This is a genomic window from Bacteroidota bacterium (assembly GCA_013360915.1).
Taxonomy (GTDB): domain Bacteria; phylum Bacteroidota; class JABWAT01; order JABWAT01; family JABWAT01; genus JABWAT01.
Genome location: JABWAT010000004.1, coordinates 107,250 through 126,046, shown reverse-complemented (window position 1 = coordinate 126,046; position 18,797 = coordinate 107,250). Strand labels below are relative to the sequence as shown.

The following is an 18,797-nucleotide window of genomic DNA, read 5'->3' as shown; positions in this document are numbered from 1 at the left end:
CTAATCCTTTTTATACGGATCGGCCAGACCGCGGGCAGTTCGGGTGGCTTCTTCGACGGCCCGGGCCAGCACCGAGCGTATTTTTCCATCTTCCATGGTCAAAAGGGCTGCAATGGTGGTTCCGGAGGGTGTGGTGACATCATCTTTAAGTGCAGCAGGGTGCTTTCCCGATTGCTGAAGCATTTTAGCTGAACCCAGAACGGTTTGTGAAACAAGTTGAAGGGCCACATCGCGCGGAATTCCAACCCGGACCGCCCCATCGGCCAGCGCCTCCATCATCAGAAAAATATAGGCAGGCCCCGATCCGCTGACAGCCGTCACGGCATCCATATGAATTTCTTCGAGTTCAATCACCTTACCAACACCAGAGAAAATAGATTTGGCCAGTTGCCGTTGGGCCTCGGTAACGCCGGCCGCCGGAGAAATTACGGTGATTCCCTCATTGATCTGGCAGGGTGTATTTGGCATGGCCCGGATCACGGGACTGGACGGACCAATAATTTGCTGAATACGGGAAATGGTCACGCCGGCTGCAATGGAAATAATCAGAGAGTCTGAATTTAACTGACCTGAATTCTTCAGCGTTTCGAGAACCGGTCCCACATAACGTGGCTTGGTGCAAATCAGGAAAATCGTGGTCTGGGAAATTTCTGCCGAGAAATCACGTACCACCCGCACCGGACTTCCCTGCTGAACGCGGGCCAGGCTCGCTTCTGACCGGACCGATGCCCAGAGTTGCTCTGGCTTTACCAACCCGGCCGAAATCATTCCGTTGATCATGGCCTGACCCATCACCCCGGCACCTATCACCCCGATCCGATGCGAACTAAGCATGAAATCCCCTTAAAAATCTTTAAAAATAGGGATTTCTACGAAATTTCTGAAACCAGGTTACCAATCCGGCTTTGTTCAGAAGTCCTGAAGGGCTATCCGGACCTGCTCAACGGCCCAGTCAATGTCCTCACGTGAAATCACAAGAGGCGGGGTAAAACGGATGATGGTCTCATGGGTATCCTTGCAGAGTACACCCAATTCCTGCAGTTTCAGTACCAGCGGACGGGCCTTTTGTGTCAGCTCAAATCCGATCAGAAGACCACGGCCACGCACCTCCTTCACCTTCGGGTGACGGATGGATTGAAGCCGGGAAAGGAAGTAGGCCCCCACTTCACGGGAGCGGTCAACCAGGTTCTCATCCATAATTACGTCGATGGCAGTACAGGCAACCGCACATCCAAGCGGGTTGCCGCCGAAAGTGGACCCATGGTCCCCGGGCCGGAATACACCGAGTACCTCTGGTGTGGACAGTACGGCCGAAACCGGGTAGTATCCTCCCGAAAGCGCCTTTCCAACCACAATCATATCGGGAGTCACCCCTTCATGCTGATGGGCGAACAGACGTCCCGTCCGGCCGAATCCGGTCTGTATTTCATCCACGATGAATAAAACCTGATTTTCCCGGCAGATGCTTTCAACTTCACGCAGATAACCATCGGGTGGAATCAGGATTCCCGCTTCAGCCTGAATGGGTTCGATCAGAACGGCTGCGGTGTTGGGTGTGATTGCCTCACGGATAGCCGCGGCATCACCGAAGGGAACGATTCTGAAACCCGGCGTGAAAGGACCAAATCCATCACGGTACTGTTGTTCGGTTGAAAAGGAAATAACCGTCGTGGTACGACCGTGGAAGTTATTGGCTGCAACAATAATCTCGGCCTGATTATCGGGGATGCCTTTACGGGTATAACCCCATTTCCTGGCTGCTTTGACAGCCGTTTCTATGGCTTCCGCTCCCGAGTTCATCATGAGAAACATGGTCATGCCGGTGACATCATGCAATTTCTGGTATAACAGCGGCAGCTGATCATTCCGGAAAGCCCGGGAAGTAAGCGTGACCGTGGCCGCCTGCTTCTGAAGAGTGTCGAGAATGCGAGGATGGCAATGGCCCTGATTCACAGCCGAATAGCTGGCCAGACAGTCCATGTAGCGCTTTCCATCCACATCCCATACCCAGATTCCCCCGGCTCGGTGAATCACCACATCGAGCGGGTGATAATTGTGCGCACCAAGGCGGTCTTCCAGTTGGATAAAGTCAGTCGAAGTGGTCAGGTCGGTGGTCATCATGGTTGGTCCTTGATTTTCCCTGAAAATACGAAACACGATCAACGGGAACAATATTCTCACATAGTCAGCATATTGCAACTACATTCTCAATATTGGGTAAATCCGGGTTTATATCGCTTGAATTAGACGGTTACCGGGACTATTTTCGGATCATGCGGAAGTAATTCAGCGGTAGAATGCCAGCTTCCCAAGCTGGACGTCGCGGGTTCGATCCCCGTCTTCCGCTCTGCTGATCCTTTCGGTTCCCTGATAATGGATGTCATCAGGGAACAGCCTTCCACCTGAGGACTGTTTTTCCCACGACCCGGACCCGAATCACTTGAATAGGCGCAGCAAAAAAAAGGCGCCTCGTGGGGGACCAGGCGCCTTTTGTCAGTCAGTGAACTGAGCCATTATCCCGAGCACGATTCACATGCATCAGGATTGTCGAGGGAGCAGGCCAGATCACTGTAATTATCCTTAACCGATTCATCTTCCACCGGCAGCGCCGCCAGAGCGTGGACGGGTTCGGATGCCTTTTCGGCCACCGGTTCCTTCAGGGCGTTGGCATCCACCGTGAATTTCACTGCTTCAGCCGCCGCTTTGGTCCGCAGGTAGTACATTCCCGTTTTCAGACCCTTCTTCCAGGCATAGAAATGCATGGAAGTCAGTTTGGCGAAATTGGGCGCTTCGACAAACAGATTCAGGCTTTGGCTCTGGCAGATGAAGGCCCCGCGGTCGGCGGCCATGTCAATCAGATCCTTTTGTTTGATTTCCCATACGGTTTTGTACAAGGCCTTCAACTCATCGGGAATTTCCCTGATCTGCTGGATGGATCCGTTTCCGGCCAGAATTTTATTCTTCAGACCTTCATTCCAGATTCCCATATCAACCAGATCTTTCATCAGGTGTTTATTCACCACCGCAAATTCACCCGAGAGCACACGGCGTGAGTAGATATTTGAGGTGTATGGTTCAAAGCACTCATTGTTCCCCAGAATCTGACTGGTGGAAGCTGTCGGCATGGGTGCCAGAAGCAGTGAATTCCTGAGTCCGTTCTTAACAATTTCCGACTTCAGCTTATCCCAGTTCCATCGTGCAGACGGGGAACTATTCCACATGTCGAACTGAAGGATTCCCTTGCTGGCAGGGGATCCCGCAAAGGTTTCGTACGGACCATGCTGACCTGCCAGTTCCATGGATGCTTCACAGGCAGCGAAATAAATCGTCTCGAAAATATCGCGGTTCAGTGCTTTTGCTTCATCCGAATCAAACGGGTACCGCATAAGGATAAAAGCATCGGCCAACCCCTGTACACCCAAACCGATGGGGCGATGCCGGAAATTGGACCGGCGGGCTTCTTCCACCGGATAGTAATTCAGATCGATGATCTTATTCAGATTCCGGGTGGCCACCTTGGTGACCTCATACAGTTTCTGATGATCGAAGGACCGCGTTTCCTCATTCACAAACCGGGGCAGTGCAATAGAGGCCAGGTTACATACTGCGACTTCATCCGGACTGGTGTACTCGATGATTTCGGTACAGAGGTTCGATGACCGGATCGTTCCCAGATTCTGCTGGTTCGATTTCCGGTTGGCGGCGTCCTTGTAGAGAATGTACGGCGTGCCGGTCTCGATCTGCGATTCCATGATCTGGTACCACAAATCACGGGCTTTCACCACCCGACGGGCTTTTCCTTCCTTCTCGTACTGAAGATAAAGGGATTCGAATGCATCCCCCCAGGTATCGGGAAGTCCCTTTGCCTCATTTGGGCAGAACAGCGACCAATGCTCATCAGATTCAACCCGTTTCATAAACAGGTCGGGGATCCACATGGCATAGAACAGGTCACGGGCCCGCTGTTCTTCTTTCCCGTGATTCTTCTTCAGATCGAGAAATTCAAACACATCGGCATGCCAGGGTTCCAGATAAACCGCAAACGCACCTTTCCGCTTACCACCTCCCTGATCGACGTATCGGGCCGTGTTGTTAAAGACGCGCAGCATGGGGATAATTCCATTGGAAGTCCCGTTGGTTCCCTTGATGTAGGATCCGGTGGCCCGGATGTTGTGAATGGACAGTCCGATTCCACCGGCCGACTGGGAAATCAGTGCGGTTTGCTTCAAGGTTTCATAAATGCCTTCAATGCTGTCATCCTTCATGGTGAGCAGAAAACAAGAGGACATCTGCGGCTTGGGCGTTCCTGCATTAAACAGGGTCGGCGTTGCATGCGTAAACCATTTTTCCGATAGTAAATTGTACGTCTCAATGGCTGCAGCAATATCCGCTTTATGGATTCCCACCGAGACCCGCATAAGCAGATGCTGCGGGCGTTCAACCACTTTTCCGTCAATTTTTAACAGGTAGGATTTTTCGAGTGTTTTAAATCCGAAATAGTCGTAATTAAAATCGCGGTCATACACGATGGCCGAATTGAATTCATCGGCATGCAGCATAACAAGCGAGTGCACATCATCGGCAATCATCGAGGCCCCGTCACCGGTCTTCGGATCGATATACCGATATAGTTTATCGATGGTCTCGCTGAAAGATTTGCTGGTATTCTTATGCAGATTCGACACCGCAATCCGTGCCGCCAGAATGGCGTAATCCGGATGCCGGGTGGTAAGCGATGCACAGGTTTCCGCTGCCAGATTATCGAGCTCGGCGGTGGTCACCCCGTCATACAACCCTTCAATCACTTTCATGGCCACCCGAACCGGATCGACATACCGGTGATCGAGTCCGTAGACCATTTTTTTAATACGTGCTGTTATTTTATCAAAGTGGACTTCTTCCCGCCGTCCATCCCGCTTCACTACAAACATCAGAAATCCTCATCCAGGCTAAAGGTCATATCATTTTTATCGGCCATAACTCCCGCTTTCTGGTAGTCACCGACCCGTTTTTCGAAAAAGTTCGTTTTCCCCTGCATCGAAATCAGTTCCATCCAATCGAAGGGATTGGCAGCATTGTACTTTTTAGGCAATCCGAGCGACGTAATCAGGTGATCGGCTACAAATTCGATGTACTGATTCATCATCGCGGCATTCATGCCGATGAGGGAAACCGGCAGCGCATCGGTGACAAATTCTTTTTCGATTTCCACTGCTTCACCGATCAGCTTATAAATGGTTTCCTTGCTCAGTTTTTCGTTGAGCATGGAATGCAGCAGAACGGCGAAATCCCTGTGCAGTCCTTCATCGCGGCTGATCAGTTCATTTGAAAAGGTGAGACCGGGCATGAGACCGCGCTTCTTCAGCCAGAAAATGGCACAGAAACTGCCCGAGAAAAAGATCCCTTCCACAGCCGCAAAGGCCAGCAGTCTTTTTGCAAATGATTCCTGACTGTCGATCCATTTAAGAGCCCATTGTGCCTTTTTCGTCACCGCAGGAACGGTCTGAATTGCATTGAACAACCGGTCTTTTTCGGATGGATCCTGAATGTAGGTATCGATAAGCAGGCTGTAGGTTTCCGAATGAATATTTTCGATGGCGATCTGAAATCCATAAAAGCACCGGGCTTCCGGAATCTGTACTTCTGTGCTGAAGCGCAGACACAGATTTTCATTGATAATGCCATCGCTTGCAGCAAAAAAGGCCAGAACATGCGAGATGAAATGACGTTCATCCGCATTCAGCCGTTTCCAGTCAGTCAGATCCTGCGACAGGTCAATTTCCTCGGCTGTCCAGAAACTGGCTTCGGCCTGTTTATACATCTGCCAGATTTTGTCATGCCGGATGGGGAACAGCACGAATCTTTTCGGATTGGGTGTCAGTATGGGTTCCATGAATTGGGAAATACAGTTAAAAGTTAAAAGTTAAAAGTTTGGGGAAATTAAACACCTGGCTATAGACGAGTGCGCAATTACCATTCTGAAACTCAGAATTGATTTTGATTCTGAATTTTTTTTGTGAGTCCTACAAGCATTTTCCTGATACTGTTTATTTCATCAGCAGGGATCTCATTTTGATTTATAAATCCCAGATTTCTCGCAATAATTAAAAGTGTTTCTAATTCTGAAAGTGATCCGGTTGAAATGTTAAGAAATTGAACCAGTTCCTTTCTGTGAAGACGGCCGGCACCTTCTGCAATATTTGAAGGAACAGAGACTGCCGCCCGTCTGATTTGACCCGTCAGGCCAAATCGTTCATCAGAAGGAATTTGTTCGGTTAATTTATATACCGAGGTTACCAATTCTATTGATCGCTTCCAGACCTCCAGATCGGTATGAAGCATTTACTTTTAACTTCTAACTTTTAACTCTTAACCTTAACTGCACCCACTCGTTGCCCCGCAGTTCAGACACCGGTAGCAGGAGCCGCTGCGAACCATGATGCTTCCGCATTCGGTACAGGGAGGTGCATCGGCCTGTGCTTTAAACACACGCTTCTCTTCGGTTTCCAGTTGAGAATGCACTTCGTGAACATGGTTGAGTTCGTTCTTCGCAGGTAAATGATACTCAGCACTGGTAATGGTTGGTTCACCAGGCAGATTTTCCTGTGGGATGAACTTGAGGCTCAGCCAACGGAAAATGTAATCAATAATCGATTTAGCCATGGGGATCTGACGGTTACCGGTAAACCCGGAAGGTTCGAACCGCATGTGCGTGAATTTATTCGCCAGCACATTCAGCGGCACGCCATACTGAAGAGCCATGGATATTGAAGTGGCAAAGGCATCCATGAATCCGGAAATGGTAGACCCTTCCTTGCTCATGGTAATAAAGACTTCACCCGGTTGTCCGTCTTCGTAGAGTCCGGCTGTGATGTATCCTTCATGTCCGCCGACACTGAATTTGTGGGTAACCGAATGCCGTTCGTCAGGCAGGCGGCGTCTGAACGGACGGGCCGCCGTCACGACCGGTTCGCCGGCAGCAGGCTGAGTGGCCTTTTTATCCATGCTCGTATTCAGCGGCTGACTGCGCTTGCTGCCATCGCGGTAAATGGCAACGGCTTTCAGGCCCAGTTTCCAGGACTCAATATAGGTCTGCATGATTTCTTCCACCGTCGATTCGGTGGGCATGTTAACGGTCTTGCTGATGGCACCAGACAGGAAGGGCTGGGCCGCAGCCATCATACGAATGTGACCTTTGTAATGAATACTGCGGGTTCCGTTCATCGGCTTAAAGGCACAATCGAAGACCGGAAGATGCTCTTCCCGGATTCCTGGTGCTCCTTCAATCGTATCCTTCTCATCGATGTAATCGGTAATCTGTCTGATTTCTGCCTCGGTATATCCAAGTACAGACAAGGCCAGCGGAACGGTGCCATTGACCAGTTTCAGAAGTCCGCCACCCGATAACTTTTTATATTTTACCAGGGCGATATCCGGTTCAATACCGGTGGTGTCACAATCCATCATAAAGGCAATGGTGCCGGTGGGGGCCAGAACGGTCACCTGTGCATTCCTGAATCCGGCATCCTTTCCAATGACCAGGGCATCGTCCCAGCAATTGATGGCGGCTTCCATGAGTTTCTTATCCACCATACTCTTCTGGATGGAGGACAGTGAATTGCGGTGCATTTCAATCACGGAGATAAAGGACTCAGCGTTACGGGCATACTCGCGGAAGGCTCCTTTCTCACGGGCCATCCGGGCAGATTGTGCATATGCCTCTCCGGACATGATGGCAGTAATCACACCAGCCAGTGCACGACCGCCATCCGAATCATAAGGAAGTCCGCTGGCCATCAGCAGCGCACCAAGGTTGGCATAACCAAGCCCGAGCGGACGGTAATTTTTCGAGTTTCGGGTAATCTCAGGTGTCGGATAGGAGGCCGGATCGACCACAATTTCCTGAGCGGTGATAAACACATCCACCACATGGCGGAAAGCATCCACATCGAAACGGCCATCGGGTTTTCTGAATTTCATCAGGTTGATGGAGGCCAGGTTGCATGCGGTATTATCGAGAAACATGTATTCAGAGCACGGATTGGAAGCATGAATCCGGTCACTGATTTTGCAGGTGTGCCACTTGTTAATGGTGGTATCAAACTGCATTCCGGGATCGCCGCAGATGTGGGTTCCCTCAGCGATGGCGCGCATCATGTCGCGGGCAGGGTAAGAAACCGATGGTTTACCTGAAGAAACCTCGGTGGTCTGCCATTGTTCATCGTTTTCAACGGCTTTCATGAAGTCATCGGTGGCCCGGACGGAAAAATTCGAATTCTGGAAAAAGACCGAGGCATATGCCTCTCCGTTAAAGGAACCGTCATAACCCTGTTCGATCAGGGCCCAGGCTTTCCGTTCTTCATCCATCTTGGCCTTGATAAAGTCCATGATATCGGGATGGTCGGCATTGAGAATTTCCATCTTGGCAGCCCGGCGGGTCTTTCCGCCCGACTTAATCGATCCGGCAACAGAATCATAGATACGCATGAAGGAAAGCGGTCCGCTGGCCCGCCCGCCGCCCGAAATGCCTTCGCGTGAAGACCGGAGTTTTGATCGGTTGGATCCGGTTCCCGAACCCCATTTAAAAAGACGACCCTCATGAACGGCATTGGTCAGGATGGATTCCATGGTATCATCAACCGACATGATAAAACAGGCCGAACACTGGGGCTTGGCTTCGATTCCAACATTAAACCAGACGGGTGAATTGAAGGTGCCAATCTGATGAAGCACCATGTACGTCAGTTCGGCGTAAAAAGCCTCTGCGTCGGCTGGTGTTGCGAAATACCCGGCATCGGATCCCCAGTTTGCAATGGTGCGGGTGACCCGGTTAATCAACTGACGGACCGATTTTTCGCGTTCAGGACTGTTCACTGCGCCATGGAAGTACTTCTGAACCACCACGTTCACCGCGGTCTGGGACCAGAAAACCGGAACTTCCACATCCTTCTGTTCGAAAAGCGCCTCGCCTTTGTCGTTGGCAATCACTGCAGACCGCAGTTCCCATTCCACAGTGTTGAACGGATCCACACCTTCACGGGTGAACCGGCGGTGGACCGTCAGACCGCGACCTTCACGGACCGGCTGAGCGTCAATAACATCTTCAATGGCGGGGGACACCATTTCTCCTACTTCGTAATCGTCCTGGGGACTAAAAAAATCGGACATAACACCTGACTCCAGATTTGCATTGCGACAAAAACTCACCTGAGTCCGGATACAGCGGAACCAATCTGGAACGATCCACCAACCTGTAAATAAACCGCCGGGTTCAGACCGGGATGAGGCTTCCTGCGATGATCCGGCCACGGCCGGCTTTCCCTTGGGGAATTTTGAGAAGCAGTACGAAGGTAAGACGAAAACAGAATACGGGGCAAGTTAAAACAACAGGACTTATCCCCAAAAATGTATCATTATGATACTACTGGATGTGAAGGCACTTATTACATTGATTATCAATATTATAGGAATTATGATAAGATGGGTGAGAAGCGCTTACCACCATGACTATCATGCAAATAGCCGGCTTAGAATGGGGAGCATTTCCCTGAGGGCTTTTGCCCGGTGTGAGAGGGTGTTTTTTATGTCCGGACCCAGTTCGGCGAAGGTGGAAGAGTAGCCATCCGGGACAAAAAGCGGGTCATATCCAAAACCACCAGACCCGGCTGGATGAAGGGCCAGGGTCCCCTGAATCTGGCCGGAAGTCTGATAATGGGATTGACCATCCGTAAGCCACAGAACACAACGAAACCGGGCCCGGCGGTTGGATTCCTCACGCATCATCCGAAGCAGAAGCTCATTGTTCCTGGCATCGGATGCAGGCTCACCGGCGAATCGTGCAGACCGGACCCCCGGTCTCCCATTCAGTGCATCCACTTCCAGTCCTGAGTCATCAGCCAGGCACCATCCGCCCGTCAAAGCGGCAAGCGCCTCTGCCTTTTTCCGGGCATTGTCCTGGAATGTTTCCCCATCTTCCTCCACCTCAAATGATTGTCCTAAATCCCGCACTGTCAGAATCGTGACAGTCATTCCCCGGAGCATGGCCTGCAGTTCTTCTACTTTTTTCTGATTGCCGGTTGCCAGCCACAAGGTGTTCATTTGCCGTCTCCTTTTTCTTTTCGCTGCATGCGGAAGGCCGTGGCACGGCCAATTCCGAGAAGCCGGGCTGCTTCATCGGCATTGTTTCCTGTCAGTTTCATGGCTTTACGGAACAGGAACTCCCGCGCCTCATTCAGGGTAATCAGCCGGTCATTTTCCATGGTGAACACATCGGTATTCACCACCGGTGCAGAAATGGACTGGCCCGTCACCGGTGACACCAGATCGGAGGCCTTCAGTGTTGTGTGGTCCCCGAGGGTCATCACCCGTTCCATCACCTGAAACAATTCCTCGTCATTGCCCGGCCAGGAGTAACCAATCAATGCCTCGGCTGCGGACCGGTCCGGACTGCGGGATACCTGCCCGTTTTCTGCAGCCAGCCGATCCATAAACCGACGGGCCAGCGGAATGATATCCCGGACCCGAAAACGAAGGGCCGGTAATCCGACGGGCACCCCCTCCAGGCGGAAAAGCAGTTCGTCCCTGACCATCCCCAGCCGGCTGACATCGGACGGCGAGAAGCGGCTGACGGCAATAAACCGGAGATCCATCCGTTGCCAGGCCTGGGACCCTTCGGGAACAAATTCCCGGGAATTGAGTGCGCGGAATAATCTCACCTGACTTTCGGGCGCCAGCGCTTCGATCGGTTCAATCACCAGCGTTCCTCCATCGGCCTGTTCGAGCAGGCCGGGCCAGAGGACCCCAGCCTCCTCGAATCCGAATAACTGCCTGATCTGCCCGGAAGGGGTCAGCTTATCAGGCTGAAACAGCTGAATGGGATTTAATCGCCGGACAGATCGGTTGTGAATATGGGACGCCAGCTGCCAGGAACCACATCCGGGTTCAGACGTGATAAAAACAGAGATTCCGGATGGCGCAACCCGGTTGGCAAGATTTCGAGCTTCAATAAAATCGGGAGAGAAATGAACCAGATCATCAAAGGTGATCAGCTGGGCAAACCGGTTCATTGAGCCACCGGCTCACCCACCGGGATGATCCGCACACGGTCGGCATCACCCAGCCCGGATCCGGGCTTGTACCGTCTCCATTTGAATGAAATGATTTCCGGAACCTCTTCATAAACTGCTTCCCGGATCCGCTCCAATCCGAAATCGGGACGAAAGGGAGAGTAGATGGCATACTTCAGCACATTGTCACTGTATTCAGGATACGGAAAATAAACCAGGGATCCATCCACATCCTGGCGCAGATACGGGGAGGAAATGTCATAGGCCATGCCTCCCACATGGAACCGGTATTTCTGCAGACTGAACAGGGTCTGATTAAACGGCATGACGATCCGTTCAGATTCAGAGAGAATTCCCCAGGTCACCCGGTGAGCAATGGTCTGAAGTTCCAGGCTTTCTCTTTTTACAGCGGGCTGCACCTTTGCCAGATAGAAGGAATCGATTCCGGCAGCCGTAAAGGTAATTTTACCAGACCGGATAATTTCCCTCGACACCACCTGATAGGCCCAGGCGTATTTGGCCAGTTCATCCCGGTAAGCCCGCAGATTAAACGTAATACGCCAGATGGAATCATTCCGTCCGAGAATCAGGTCCCACAACTGGTTATCCGGAGCCAGGTAGTTCATGAAATCGTAGTCATTTCTGAAAATGCCCTCGACCGCGTAAATCCGGATTTTATCATCCCACTGACCATCCAGTTTCCTGACATCCACAGCCCAATGACGGCGCATCAGCGAGTCCTGAACCGTCTGGTACCGGTTTATATAGGCCTTGGCCTCTTCAGACCAAACGGGCTGATAGCCATTGGTTTCAACCGTGGCCAGAACCCTGATGGAAAAATCCTGATTGAAATAAACGTGAATCTTCTCGGTATAGGAAGGAGGGGAACACTGAAATCCGCTCAGCAGCAAAAGAGAGAGCCCGGCAATGGAAAGTATCCGGCAGATCATGAGGGATTGCTCCAATACTGAACCAGATCACTATGCATGGCCATATACTGTGGTTTGAGCACCCGGAAATACCCCACTCTCAGGTTCGGATCGGGTATTCTGAAGGATTCAGCCACGGACACCACCGATCCTGCCCGATCGCTGCGGATGGTCAGGTCCAGACGGTAGCTGATCCGGTAAGGACCGAGCGGATAATGGGTTGAAAGGGAAAGCGCAAGCGGCGGCTGAACAGACCAGTTTTCGACCTGATAAATCTGAACCAGATTCCCGAACCGGGCGGTGAGTGTTTTTTCCTTTTCGTTGATCAGAAGGCTGGTCAGAGACTGGTTGGCCATCTGGCGATGGGGAAACCAGGCCATCATGGAATCGGTTTGGAACAGAAGAGGTTTCAGTTCATGATAAAACCGGTTGGAAGTGACTTCATCCGACCAGGAAACCGTATCGGGTAGGAGAAATCCCCAGATTTTCAGGATGGCACCTGCCAGCAACAAAGCGCCAAGTGCCACCGATACCCACATCAACCAATCCAAGAAAGCTCCCCTTGCTGCCCGGAATCAGAACGATCCTGCCGGCCCGGCGAAAATATTAAAACCGGCTTTGAATCGCTATTTTTACCCCATGAAGTCCTTGATCTCGGTTCTGCTCGACGGGCAGCCGCTGACCCACCGGTTATCGGGTATCGGAAAAGTGACCCTCAGTCATCTGGAAGCACTGGCAGCAGATCCCCGGGTTCGCGCGGAAGTGGTAACCGTCAGTCACCGCGACCTGATGGTCGCCTCTCCGGTTCCACACCATCCGATTCCGCTTCACTCCCGATGGGGATCCTGGTGGCTTCCCTGGTTGGATCGCCAGCCCGATATCTGGCATGGCACCAATGCCATGTTCCCGGTTTTTCATCCGGGACTGCAGCCCCGGATCAAGGTTCTGACCATTCATGACCTGGCCCTTCTGCTTCCCGGGTACCGTCACATTCCCGAAAAACCCGTTCTGCGCTGGCACATAAATCGCAGCCTGAAGGAAGCGGACGCCTTTTTTTGTGTCAGTAAAACCACTGCAGACGATCTCGCTGGTCTGGTTCCGGGTACTGCGGCAAGGCTTTGGGTGATCCCCCCCGATCTTCCCGGGCATTTTTACCAATGGAGTGATCAGTTCTCCGATCTGCGACCGGCGCCCAACCCTTACCTGCTTTTTGTCGGAAATCTGAATGCCCGGAAAAATCCGCTTGCAGTGGTGAGGGCTTTTACCTCACTGAAGGCGGCTGACCGGGGAGGCTTCCGGTTGGTGATGGCCGGAGAACCGGGAAATCAGTGGCCGGATCTGGCTCGCTTTGCCAATGACCCAGACATCCGGTTCACTGGCTATCTTCCCGATGAGCAGATATGGTCACTGATGAAGCAGGCCAGAGCCTTGTTGGTTCCTTCACTGTATGAAGGATACGGACTGCCGGTTGCGGAGGCCCTGCATCTGAACACACCGGTAATATTAAGTGACATTCCCGTTTTCAGGGAATTGTTCGGCGGTCAGACAGACGTCTGGGTGGAAAAAGAAACCGATTGGCGGGATCAGTTGGTGAATATCATCCGGTCAGAACCGGTTCGGAGTAAAATAAAAAATCCCCGGCACCGACCGGAAACCGGACGGTACGGGGATGTCTATCAGCAATGGGTGTAACCGATCAGCGGGGGCGGTAAGCCGGACGCTCTTCCTTCGGACGAGCTTCGCTGACGGTGATGTTCCGTCCGGAGAACGGTTTGCCGTTCAGACCCTGAATAGCGGAAGAACCGGCATCAGAATCTTTCATTTCAACAAACGCAAATCCTTTGGAACGGCCGGTAAGCTTATCTTTAATCACGCTGGCAGAAATAACTTCGCCATACGCTTCAAAAGCAGCAGCCAGGGATTCATTGGTGGTACTGTAAGGCAGGTTCCCAACGTACAATTTCATAGTATCATAACCTTTCGTATCTGTTCAGTGTTGAACTGGTCATCAAGCGGGCGTTGTAGCGGGAACGGGATCGTGCTTAACCGAATCAGTATCCTTCGCTGGCCATTTTTCCGTATCCGGACCAGTGACAGGGCATTTCATCTTACCCGGTCGATGGCAAGATGGGACCAATTTTTCTGAAATCCAACTGATAAGCAGTCGCAAAAATTAAATATTTCTTAGTAATCAGCCGATCCAGCGCTTTAAAACCGGAATTTTTGACAGAACACCGGTGACAGACAGGATGAAACAAGCGAGTCCGATCCAGATCAGGGAGAAACTGGCAAGGCGGGCCGGACCAAAATCCTCCCCATAGACGAACACTCCCAGCATCAGAGCGATGGTTGGTCCGATGTATTGCATGAATCCGACCATGGAAAGGGGAATCCGCCGGATGGCCTCGGCAAACCAGATCAGCGGAAGGGCCGTGACCACGCCAGCCACTGCCAGAAGACCATCGGTGAGCAGGTCCGTCCGCAGGAAGTGTCCCTGCCCGGTTCCATCCAGCCAGAACAGCCAGCCGGCAGCCACCGGAAAGAGGGTCAGCGTTTCGAGCAGGAGTCCGTTAAGCGCCTCGACATGCACGAGTTTCTTAAGCAGACCATACAGCGCAAAGGATACTGCCAGTGAGAGGGCAATCCATGGAAACTGTCCGTAAACCAGAGTCATCACCAGGACGCCTGCTGTTGCAAAACCCACCGCAAGCCACTGAAGGCCGGAAAGCTTTTCCCGGACAATGACCACTCCAAAGAGAATACTGACCAGCGGATTGATGTAGTAACCCATGCTGGTTTCCACAATCTGTCCCGAGTTTACCGCCCAGATGTATAGCCACCAGTTAAAGCCCAGAAACAAACTTCCGCCGGTTAATGCCAGGGTAGTCCTGAGCGAGGAAAGAGGGGCAAACCATGCTTTTTTTCTGAAAATCAGCAGCAGGATCGCCACAAAGGCCGATGACCAGACGATCCGGTGGGCCAGAATTTCTGTGGCCGGTACATGCAGAAGAAATTTCCAGTAAACCGGAAACAAACCCCAAACCAAAAAGGCCAGGGCTGCATACAGATAACCTGAAGGCTGCCCATACCGACCGTGTTCCAAAGGATCCTCCTGACAGGTGAACAGAATAGTGCTCTGACTCTCTGTTTCAAAAAGGAGGCTAATTTCCTCCGGATTCAGACAAAATCCAATCAGGACACGGCATGAATCGGTTGTGTCTTTCAGACACAGCGAAAAAAGGATATCTTTGCTGTTTCGGAGGAAACTGAATTTGAAACCGCTTTTCACCATTCTCATGACCCTGCTGATCCTCGGACCTGCTTTTGCCGAGGAAGGCATGTATCCGTTAAGTGAACTGAAACGGATCGGGAAGGACCTTAAAAAGGCTGGATTGAAACTGGATCTGAAGGAGCTGTACAATCCGGATGGATCCAGTCTGGTGGATGCCCTGGTGAATGTGGGTGGCTGTTCGGGGGCCTTTGTCTCGGCCGATGGTCTCATTGTCACCAATCACCACTGTGTGTTTAATGCTGTTCAGTCTGCAAGTACTGTTGACAATGATCTGGTAACAAACGGGTTCCGCGCCGGAAGCCGTGAAGAGGAGATACCAGCCCGGGGAATCACCGTCCGGATCACACGCGGGTACCGGGATGTCTCGGATGAGATTCTGAAGGGTTTACAGGGAATCACCGATCCTGAAGAGCGGAATACCAGACGGAATGAAATCATTTCCCGGTTGGAGAAGGCAGCGGTGGAATCCAATCCGTCTTTCAGCGCCCAGGTATCGGATATGCTGCCGGGTAAAGTCTATGTCCTGTTTCTTTACGAGGTCATCCGTGATGTACGGTTGGTTTATGTTCCTCCCCGTTCGATTGGGGAATTCGGCGGAGAAACGGATAACTGGGTTTGGCCGCGGCACACAGGTGATTTTTCCTTCATCAGGGCCTGGGTTCCTTCCGATCCGGCCGATCCTACCTCCCCCATGGTTCCGTTTAAACCCCGCCGGCATCTGAAAGTGAATCCGGAAGGGGCCAAAGAAGGTGATTTCGTTTTTATCATGGGATATCCGGGACGCACATTCCGGCATCAGCCCGCCGACTTTGTTTCCATACAGGAACGGATTGAACTGCCCTACATTGCCAATTTCTATCGCTGGCAGATTGACCAGATGGAATCCCTTTGGGCCGCCAATCCTGCACTGGAACTTCAGCAGAGTGCGCGTGCAAAGAGTCTGGCCAATGTTCAGAAAAAGTCGGATGGACAGCTGAAGGGGCTCCGGCGGCTGGCCCTTACCGATCAGAAACGGGCCGAGGAACAGGCCTTACTGGCTTTTATCAATGCGGATCCAACAAGGAAAGGTCAGTTCGGGCAGCTGGCCGATTCCATGTCGGCACTCTACCGGCAGCTGGAATCCATGGGAATTGCCCCCTTCTGGGCCCAGCAGGTTTACCGGACCAGTTTTTATCTGAACGCGGCACGATTGATTCAGGGACTGAATGCAGCAGAAACATTGCCTGATTCACTGCGGCCGGCCCTATACCGGCAATCGAACCGGGCCTCTCTGGCTGCTCAGCTGACCAGACAACGGGCCACGCTCCACTTTCCGCTTGAAGAACGGTACATCCGCCGGCTGCTGACCGATGGGGCTGTTCTTCCATCCTCCTGGCGCCCATCCCTGCTTCGTGAAGCCAACGTTGATTCGCTGACCGCAGTGTGGTTTTCCGGCGGCGAACCATTTCATCCGGACAGTGTTATAGCCGCCATCCGGGGAACACGGCCTCTGACACCATTCACCAGCCACCCGATCGTACGCGATGCGTCCTGGCTTGATCCGGCCATTCAGCACATTCTGAAAACCCGTGAAAAGACCGATCAGACTTTGGTTCCTCTCCAGGCCCGCTGGGTGACACTCAAGCAAAACTGGAAAGGACAGAATTTTATTCCGGATGCCAATGGAACCCTTCGGCTGACCTACGGTCAAGTACGCGGATATGAACCTTACGATGGTGCCTGGTATAACCCGGTCACCACCATTTCGGGACTTCTGGAAAAGGCAAACACGCTGCCTGATTTCAATCTACCCGAATCGGTTCTCGGTTATTACCAGCCAGATGCCACCGGAACCGCCGCGGCGATTCATCAGACACCGGTCGCCATCCTGTACAACACCGATACCACGGGCGGTAATTCGGGTAGTGCGGTAATGAATTCAAGGGGAGAATTGGTTGCCATTAACTTTGACAGAGCATGGGAAGCCACCATCAATGATTATGCCTGGAGTGAATCCTACAGCCGGTCCATTGGTGTGGATGTTCGCTACATGATCTGGGTATTAAAGACCATTGGAAAAGCAGACTATTTACTGAATGAAATGGGGTTGAAATGAAACGGATTGTTGCCGGACTTTTACTCACCGGACTTGCCTTACCTGCCTTTAGTCAAACGGCTGACAGCCTGATGACACTGGCTCACAAACTGGCAAGAGTGGGCCTGGAATCAGGAAGGGCCTACAGTGACCTGAAGGACCTGTTAAAGATCGGACCGAGAATGACCGGAACCGCCCGTGCAGACAGTGCCGTGGAATGGGCCGTTAGAAAAATGCGGTCTTACGAGTTTGACTATGTCTGGAAACAACCAGTCGAGGTTCCCCGCTGGTCACGTGGACGAAAAGAAGTGGCCGTTGCGAAGGTGCACTGGAAGACCGACACACTGAGTGTAACCGCTCTCGGTTACAGTGAACGCACACCCGGCGGGGGTGTTGAAGACACGGTTGTAATGGTCCGGTCATTGGCCGAACTCGATTCGATCGGACGTGGGGTGGAAAGCAAAATCGTCTTCTTCAACGGCGAATTCGACAAAGGTCTGATCAATACGTTTCAGGCCTACGGACAGGCTGCCCAGCAACGAGGCAGAGGTCCGGCGCTGGCTTCGTATTACGGTGCGGTTGGTGCCATTGTGCGGTCCATGACTGCTGTGTCGGATGACAATCCGCGGACCGGCATGACCCAGTTTCCCGATAGCATTGCCCCCATTCCCTGTGTAGCCGTTTCTCCTGTTGATGCCGACCGTCTGGCTTCGAAGTTCGGCGGAGAAAAACCCGTTCGTCTCATGATTGATCTGAGGAGTAAAAAGGATGATCCCGTTATTTCAAACAACGTGATTGCCGAACTGACCGGTACCGACTTTCCCACTGAAATCATTCTGGTTGGTGCCCATCTGGATAGCTGGGATTTATCGGTAGGGGCCCATGACAATGGTGCCGGATCGGTTCAGGTCATTGAAGTACTGAGATTGCTGCGTCAGATTGAGTACAAACCCAAACATTCGATTCGGGGTGTCCTTTTTATGGCAGAAGAAATGGGTGGAATCGGCGGCATTGAATACGCCCGCATGGCAACCTGGAATAACGAGAAACACATCGCAGCCATTGAATCGGATCGGGGCGGTTTTACCCCCCGCGGATTTTCCATCCAGGCGGATGAAGCCAAAGTGCAAAAGTATCAGTCCTGGGCAAAATACTTCGAGCACATCGGAGCCGATAAACTGGTGAAGGGCTATGGCGGGGTTGATATCGGACCGCTTGGTGATACCGGCACCCAATTATTCGGTTTTTTGCCAGATTCACACCGTTACTTCGACTATCATCACTCGGCTATGGATACCATCGACAATGTGAACGAGCGCGAACTGGAACTGGGCGCGGTTGCCATGGCCATATTCGTGATCCTGCTCGATCAGTACGGGGTACAGTAAGTCATCTTTCCTGAAAGCTTCCATTTGTTCTCCTTTTCCCTTTTAAAA

At 52.0% G+C, this 18,797-nt stretch carries 15 protein-coding genes and 1 tRNA gene; 4 read left to right on the top strand and 12 right to left on the bottom strand.

Features of this window, described 5'->3' with window-relative positions; translation table 11 throughout:
- Both proC and rocD read right to left on the bottom strand, forming a co-directional pair.
- Positions 1 to 834, bottom strand: a complete 834-nt coding sequence (proC, locus tag HUU10_07865) for a pyrroline-5-carboxylate reductase (GenBank protein ID NUQ81509.1) — start codon at positions 832 to 834, stop codon at positions 1 to 3.
- A gap of 75 nt (positions 835 to 909) precedes the next feature.
- Positions 910 to 2,118, bottom strand: coding sequence for an ornithine--oxo-acid transaminase (rocD, locus tag HUU10_07860; GenBank protein ID NUQ81508.1), 1,209 nt, complete (start codon positions 2,116 to 2,118; stop codon positions 910 to 912).
- Positions 2,119 to 2,275: 157 nt separating this feature from the next.
- Here rocD and HUU10_07855 point away from each other — a divergent pair.
- Positions 2,276 to 2,347, top strand: a tRNA-Gly gene (locus HUU10_07855).
- A gap of 166 nt (positions 2,348 to 2,513) precedes the next feature.
- Here HUU10_07855 and HUU10_07850 read toward each other — a convergent pair.
- From HUU10_07850 to HUU10_07815, 8 genes are all read right to left on the bottom strand, one after another.
- Positions 2,514 to 4,931, bottom strand: a complete 2,418-nt coding sequence (locus HUU10_07850; GenBank protein NUQ81507.1) for a ribonucleoside-diphosphate reductase subunit alpha — start codon at positions 4,929 to 4,931, stop codon at positions 2,514 to 2,516.
- A complete protein-coding gene (locus HUU10_07845) occupies positions 4,931 to 5,893 on the bottom strand; it encodes a ribonucleotide-diphosphate reductase subunit beta (GenBank protein NUQ81506.1) in 963 nt (320 codons plus the stop codon). Before HUU10_07845 ends, HUU10_07850 begins: the two co-directional genes overlap by 1 nt.
- Before the next feature lie 92 nt (positions 5,894 to 5,985).
- Complete coding sequence (locus HUU10_07840) at positions 5,986 to 6,342, bottom strand: four helix bundle protein (protein ID NUQ81505.1); 357 nt, start codon at positions 6,340 to 6,342, stop codon at positions 5,986 to 5,988.
- 33 nt (positions 6,343 to 6,375) lie between these two features.
- A complete protein-coding gene (locus tag HUU10_07835) occupies positions 6,376 to 9,123 on the bottom strand; it encodes a vitamin B12-dependent ribonucleotide reductase (protein NUQ81504.1) in 2,748 nt (915 codons plus the stop codon).
- Between the two features lie 387 nt (positions 9,124 to 9,510).
- Positions 9,511 to 10,098, bottom strand: coding sequence for an RdgB/HAM1 family non-canonical purine NTP pyrophosphatase (gene rdgB, locus HUU10_07830; protein ID NUQ81503.1), 588 nt, complete (start codon positions 10,096 to 10,098; stop codon positions 9,511 to 9,513).
- Positions 10,095 to 11,066 carry a sigma-54-dependent Fis family transcriptional regulator gene (locus HUU10_07825; GenBank protein NUQ81502.1) on the bottom strand — a complete coding sequence of 324 codons (972 nt, stop codon included), beginning with the start codon at positions 11,064 to 11,066 and terminating at the stop codon, positions 10,095 to 10,097. Before HUU10_07825 ends, rdgB begins: the two co-directional genes overlap by 4 nt.
- Positions 11,063 to 12,016, bottom strand: a complete 954-nt coding sequence (locus HUU10_07820; protein NUQ81501.1) for a hypothetical protein — start codon at positions 12,014 to 12,016, stop codon at positions 11,063 to 11,065. The genes HUU10_07825 and HUU10_07820 overlap by 4 nt, the downstream gene beginning before the upstream one ends.
- On the bottom strand, positions 12,013 to 12,546 hold the full coding sequence (locus tag HUU10_07815; GenBank protein ID NUQ81500.1) for a hypothetical protein: 534 nt from the start codon (positions 12,544 to 12,546) through the stop codon (positions 12,013 to 12,015). The genes HUU10_07820 and HUU10_07815 overlap by 4 nt, the downstream gene beginning before the upstream one ends.
- An 88-nt stretch (positions 12,547 to 12,634) precedes the next feature.
- On the opposite strand from HUU10_07815, the gene HUU10_07810 reads away from it, so the two are divergent.
- Positions 12,635 to 13,687, top strand: a complete 1,053-nt coding sequence (locus HUU10_07810; protein ID NUQ81499.1) for a glycosyltransferase family 4 protein — start codon at positions 12,635 to 12,637, stop codon at positions 13,685 to 13,687.
- Between the two features lie 4 nt (positions 13,688 to 13,691).
- Here HUU10_07810 and HUU10_07805 read toward each other — a convergent pair whose 3' ends face one another.
- Positions 13,692 to 13,961: an RNA-binding protein gene (locus HUU10_07805; GenBank protein NUQ81498.1), complete on the bottom strand. Its 270-nt coding sequence runs from the start codon at positions 13,959 to 13,961 to the stop codon at positions 13,692 to 13,694.
- A gap of 225 nt (positions 13,962 to 14,186) precedes the next feature.
- A complete protein-coding gene (gene rarD / locus HUU10_07800; GenBank protein NUQ81497.1) occupies positions 14,187 to 15,287 on the bottom strand; it encodes an EamA family transporter RarD in 1,101 nt (366 codons plus the stop codon).
- On the opposite strand from rarD, the gene HUU10_07795 reads away from it, so the two are divergent.
- Together HUU10_07795 and HUU10_07790 are read left to right on the top strand one after the other, a co-directional pair.
- Positions 15,268 to 17,382 (top strand): S46 family peptidase, encoded by a 2,115-nt coding sequence (locus HUU10_07795; GenBank protein NUQ81496.1) that lies wholly within the window; start codon positions 15,268 to 15,270, stop codon positions 17,380 to 17,382. The two genes, rarD and HUU10_07795, sit on opposite strands and share 20 nt — an antisense overlap.
- A complete protein-coding gene (locus tag HUU10_07790; GenBank protein NUQ81495.1) occupies positions 17,379 to 18,749 on the top strand; it encodes a M28 family peptidase in 1,371 nt (456 codons plus the stop codon). Before HUU10_07795 ends, HUU10_07790 begins: the two co-directional genes overlap by 4 nt.
- Positions 18,750 to 18,797: the final 48 nt, after the last annotated feature.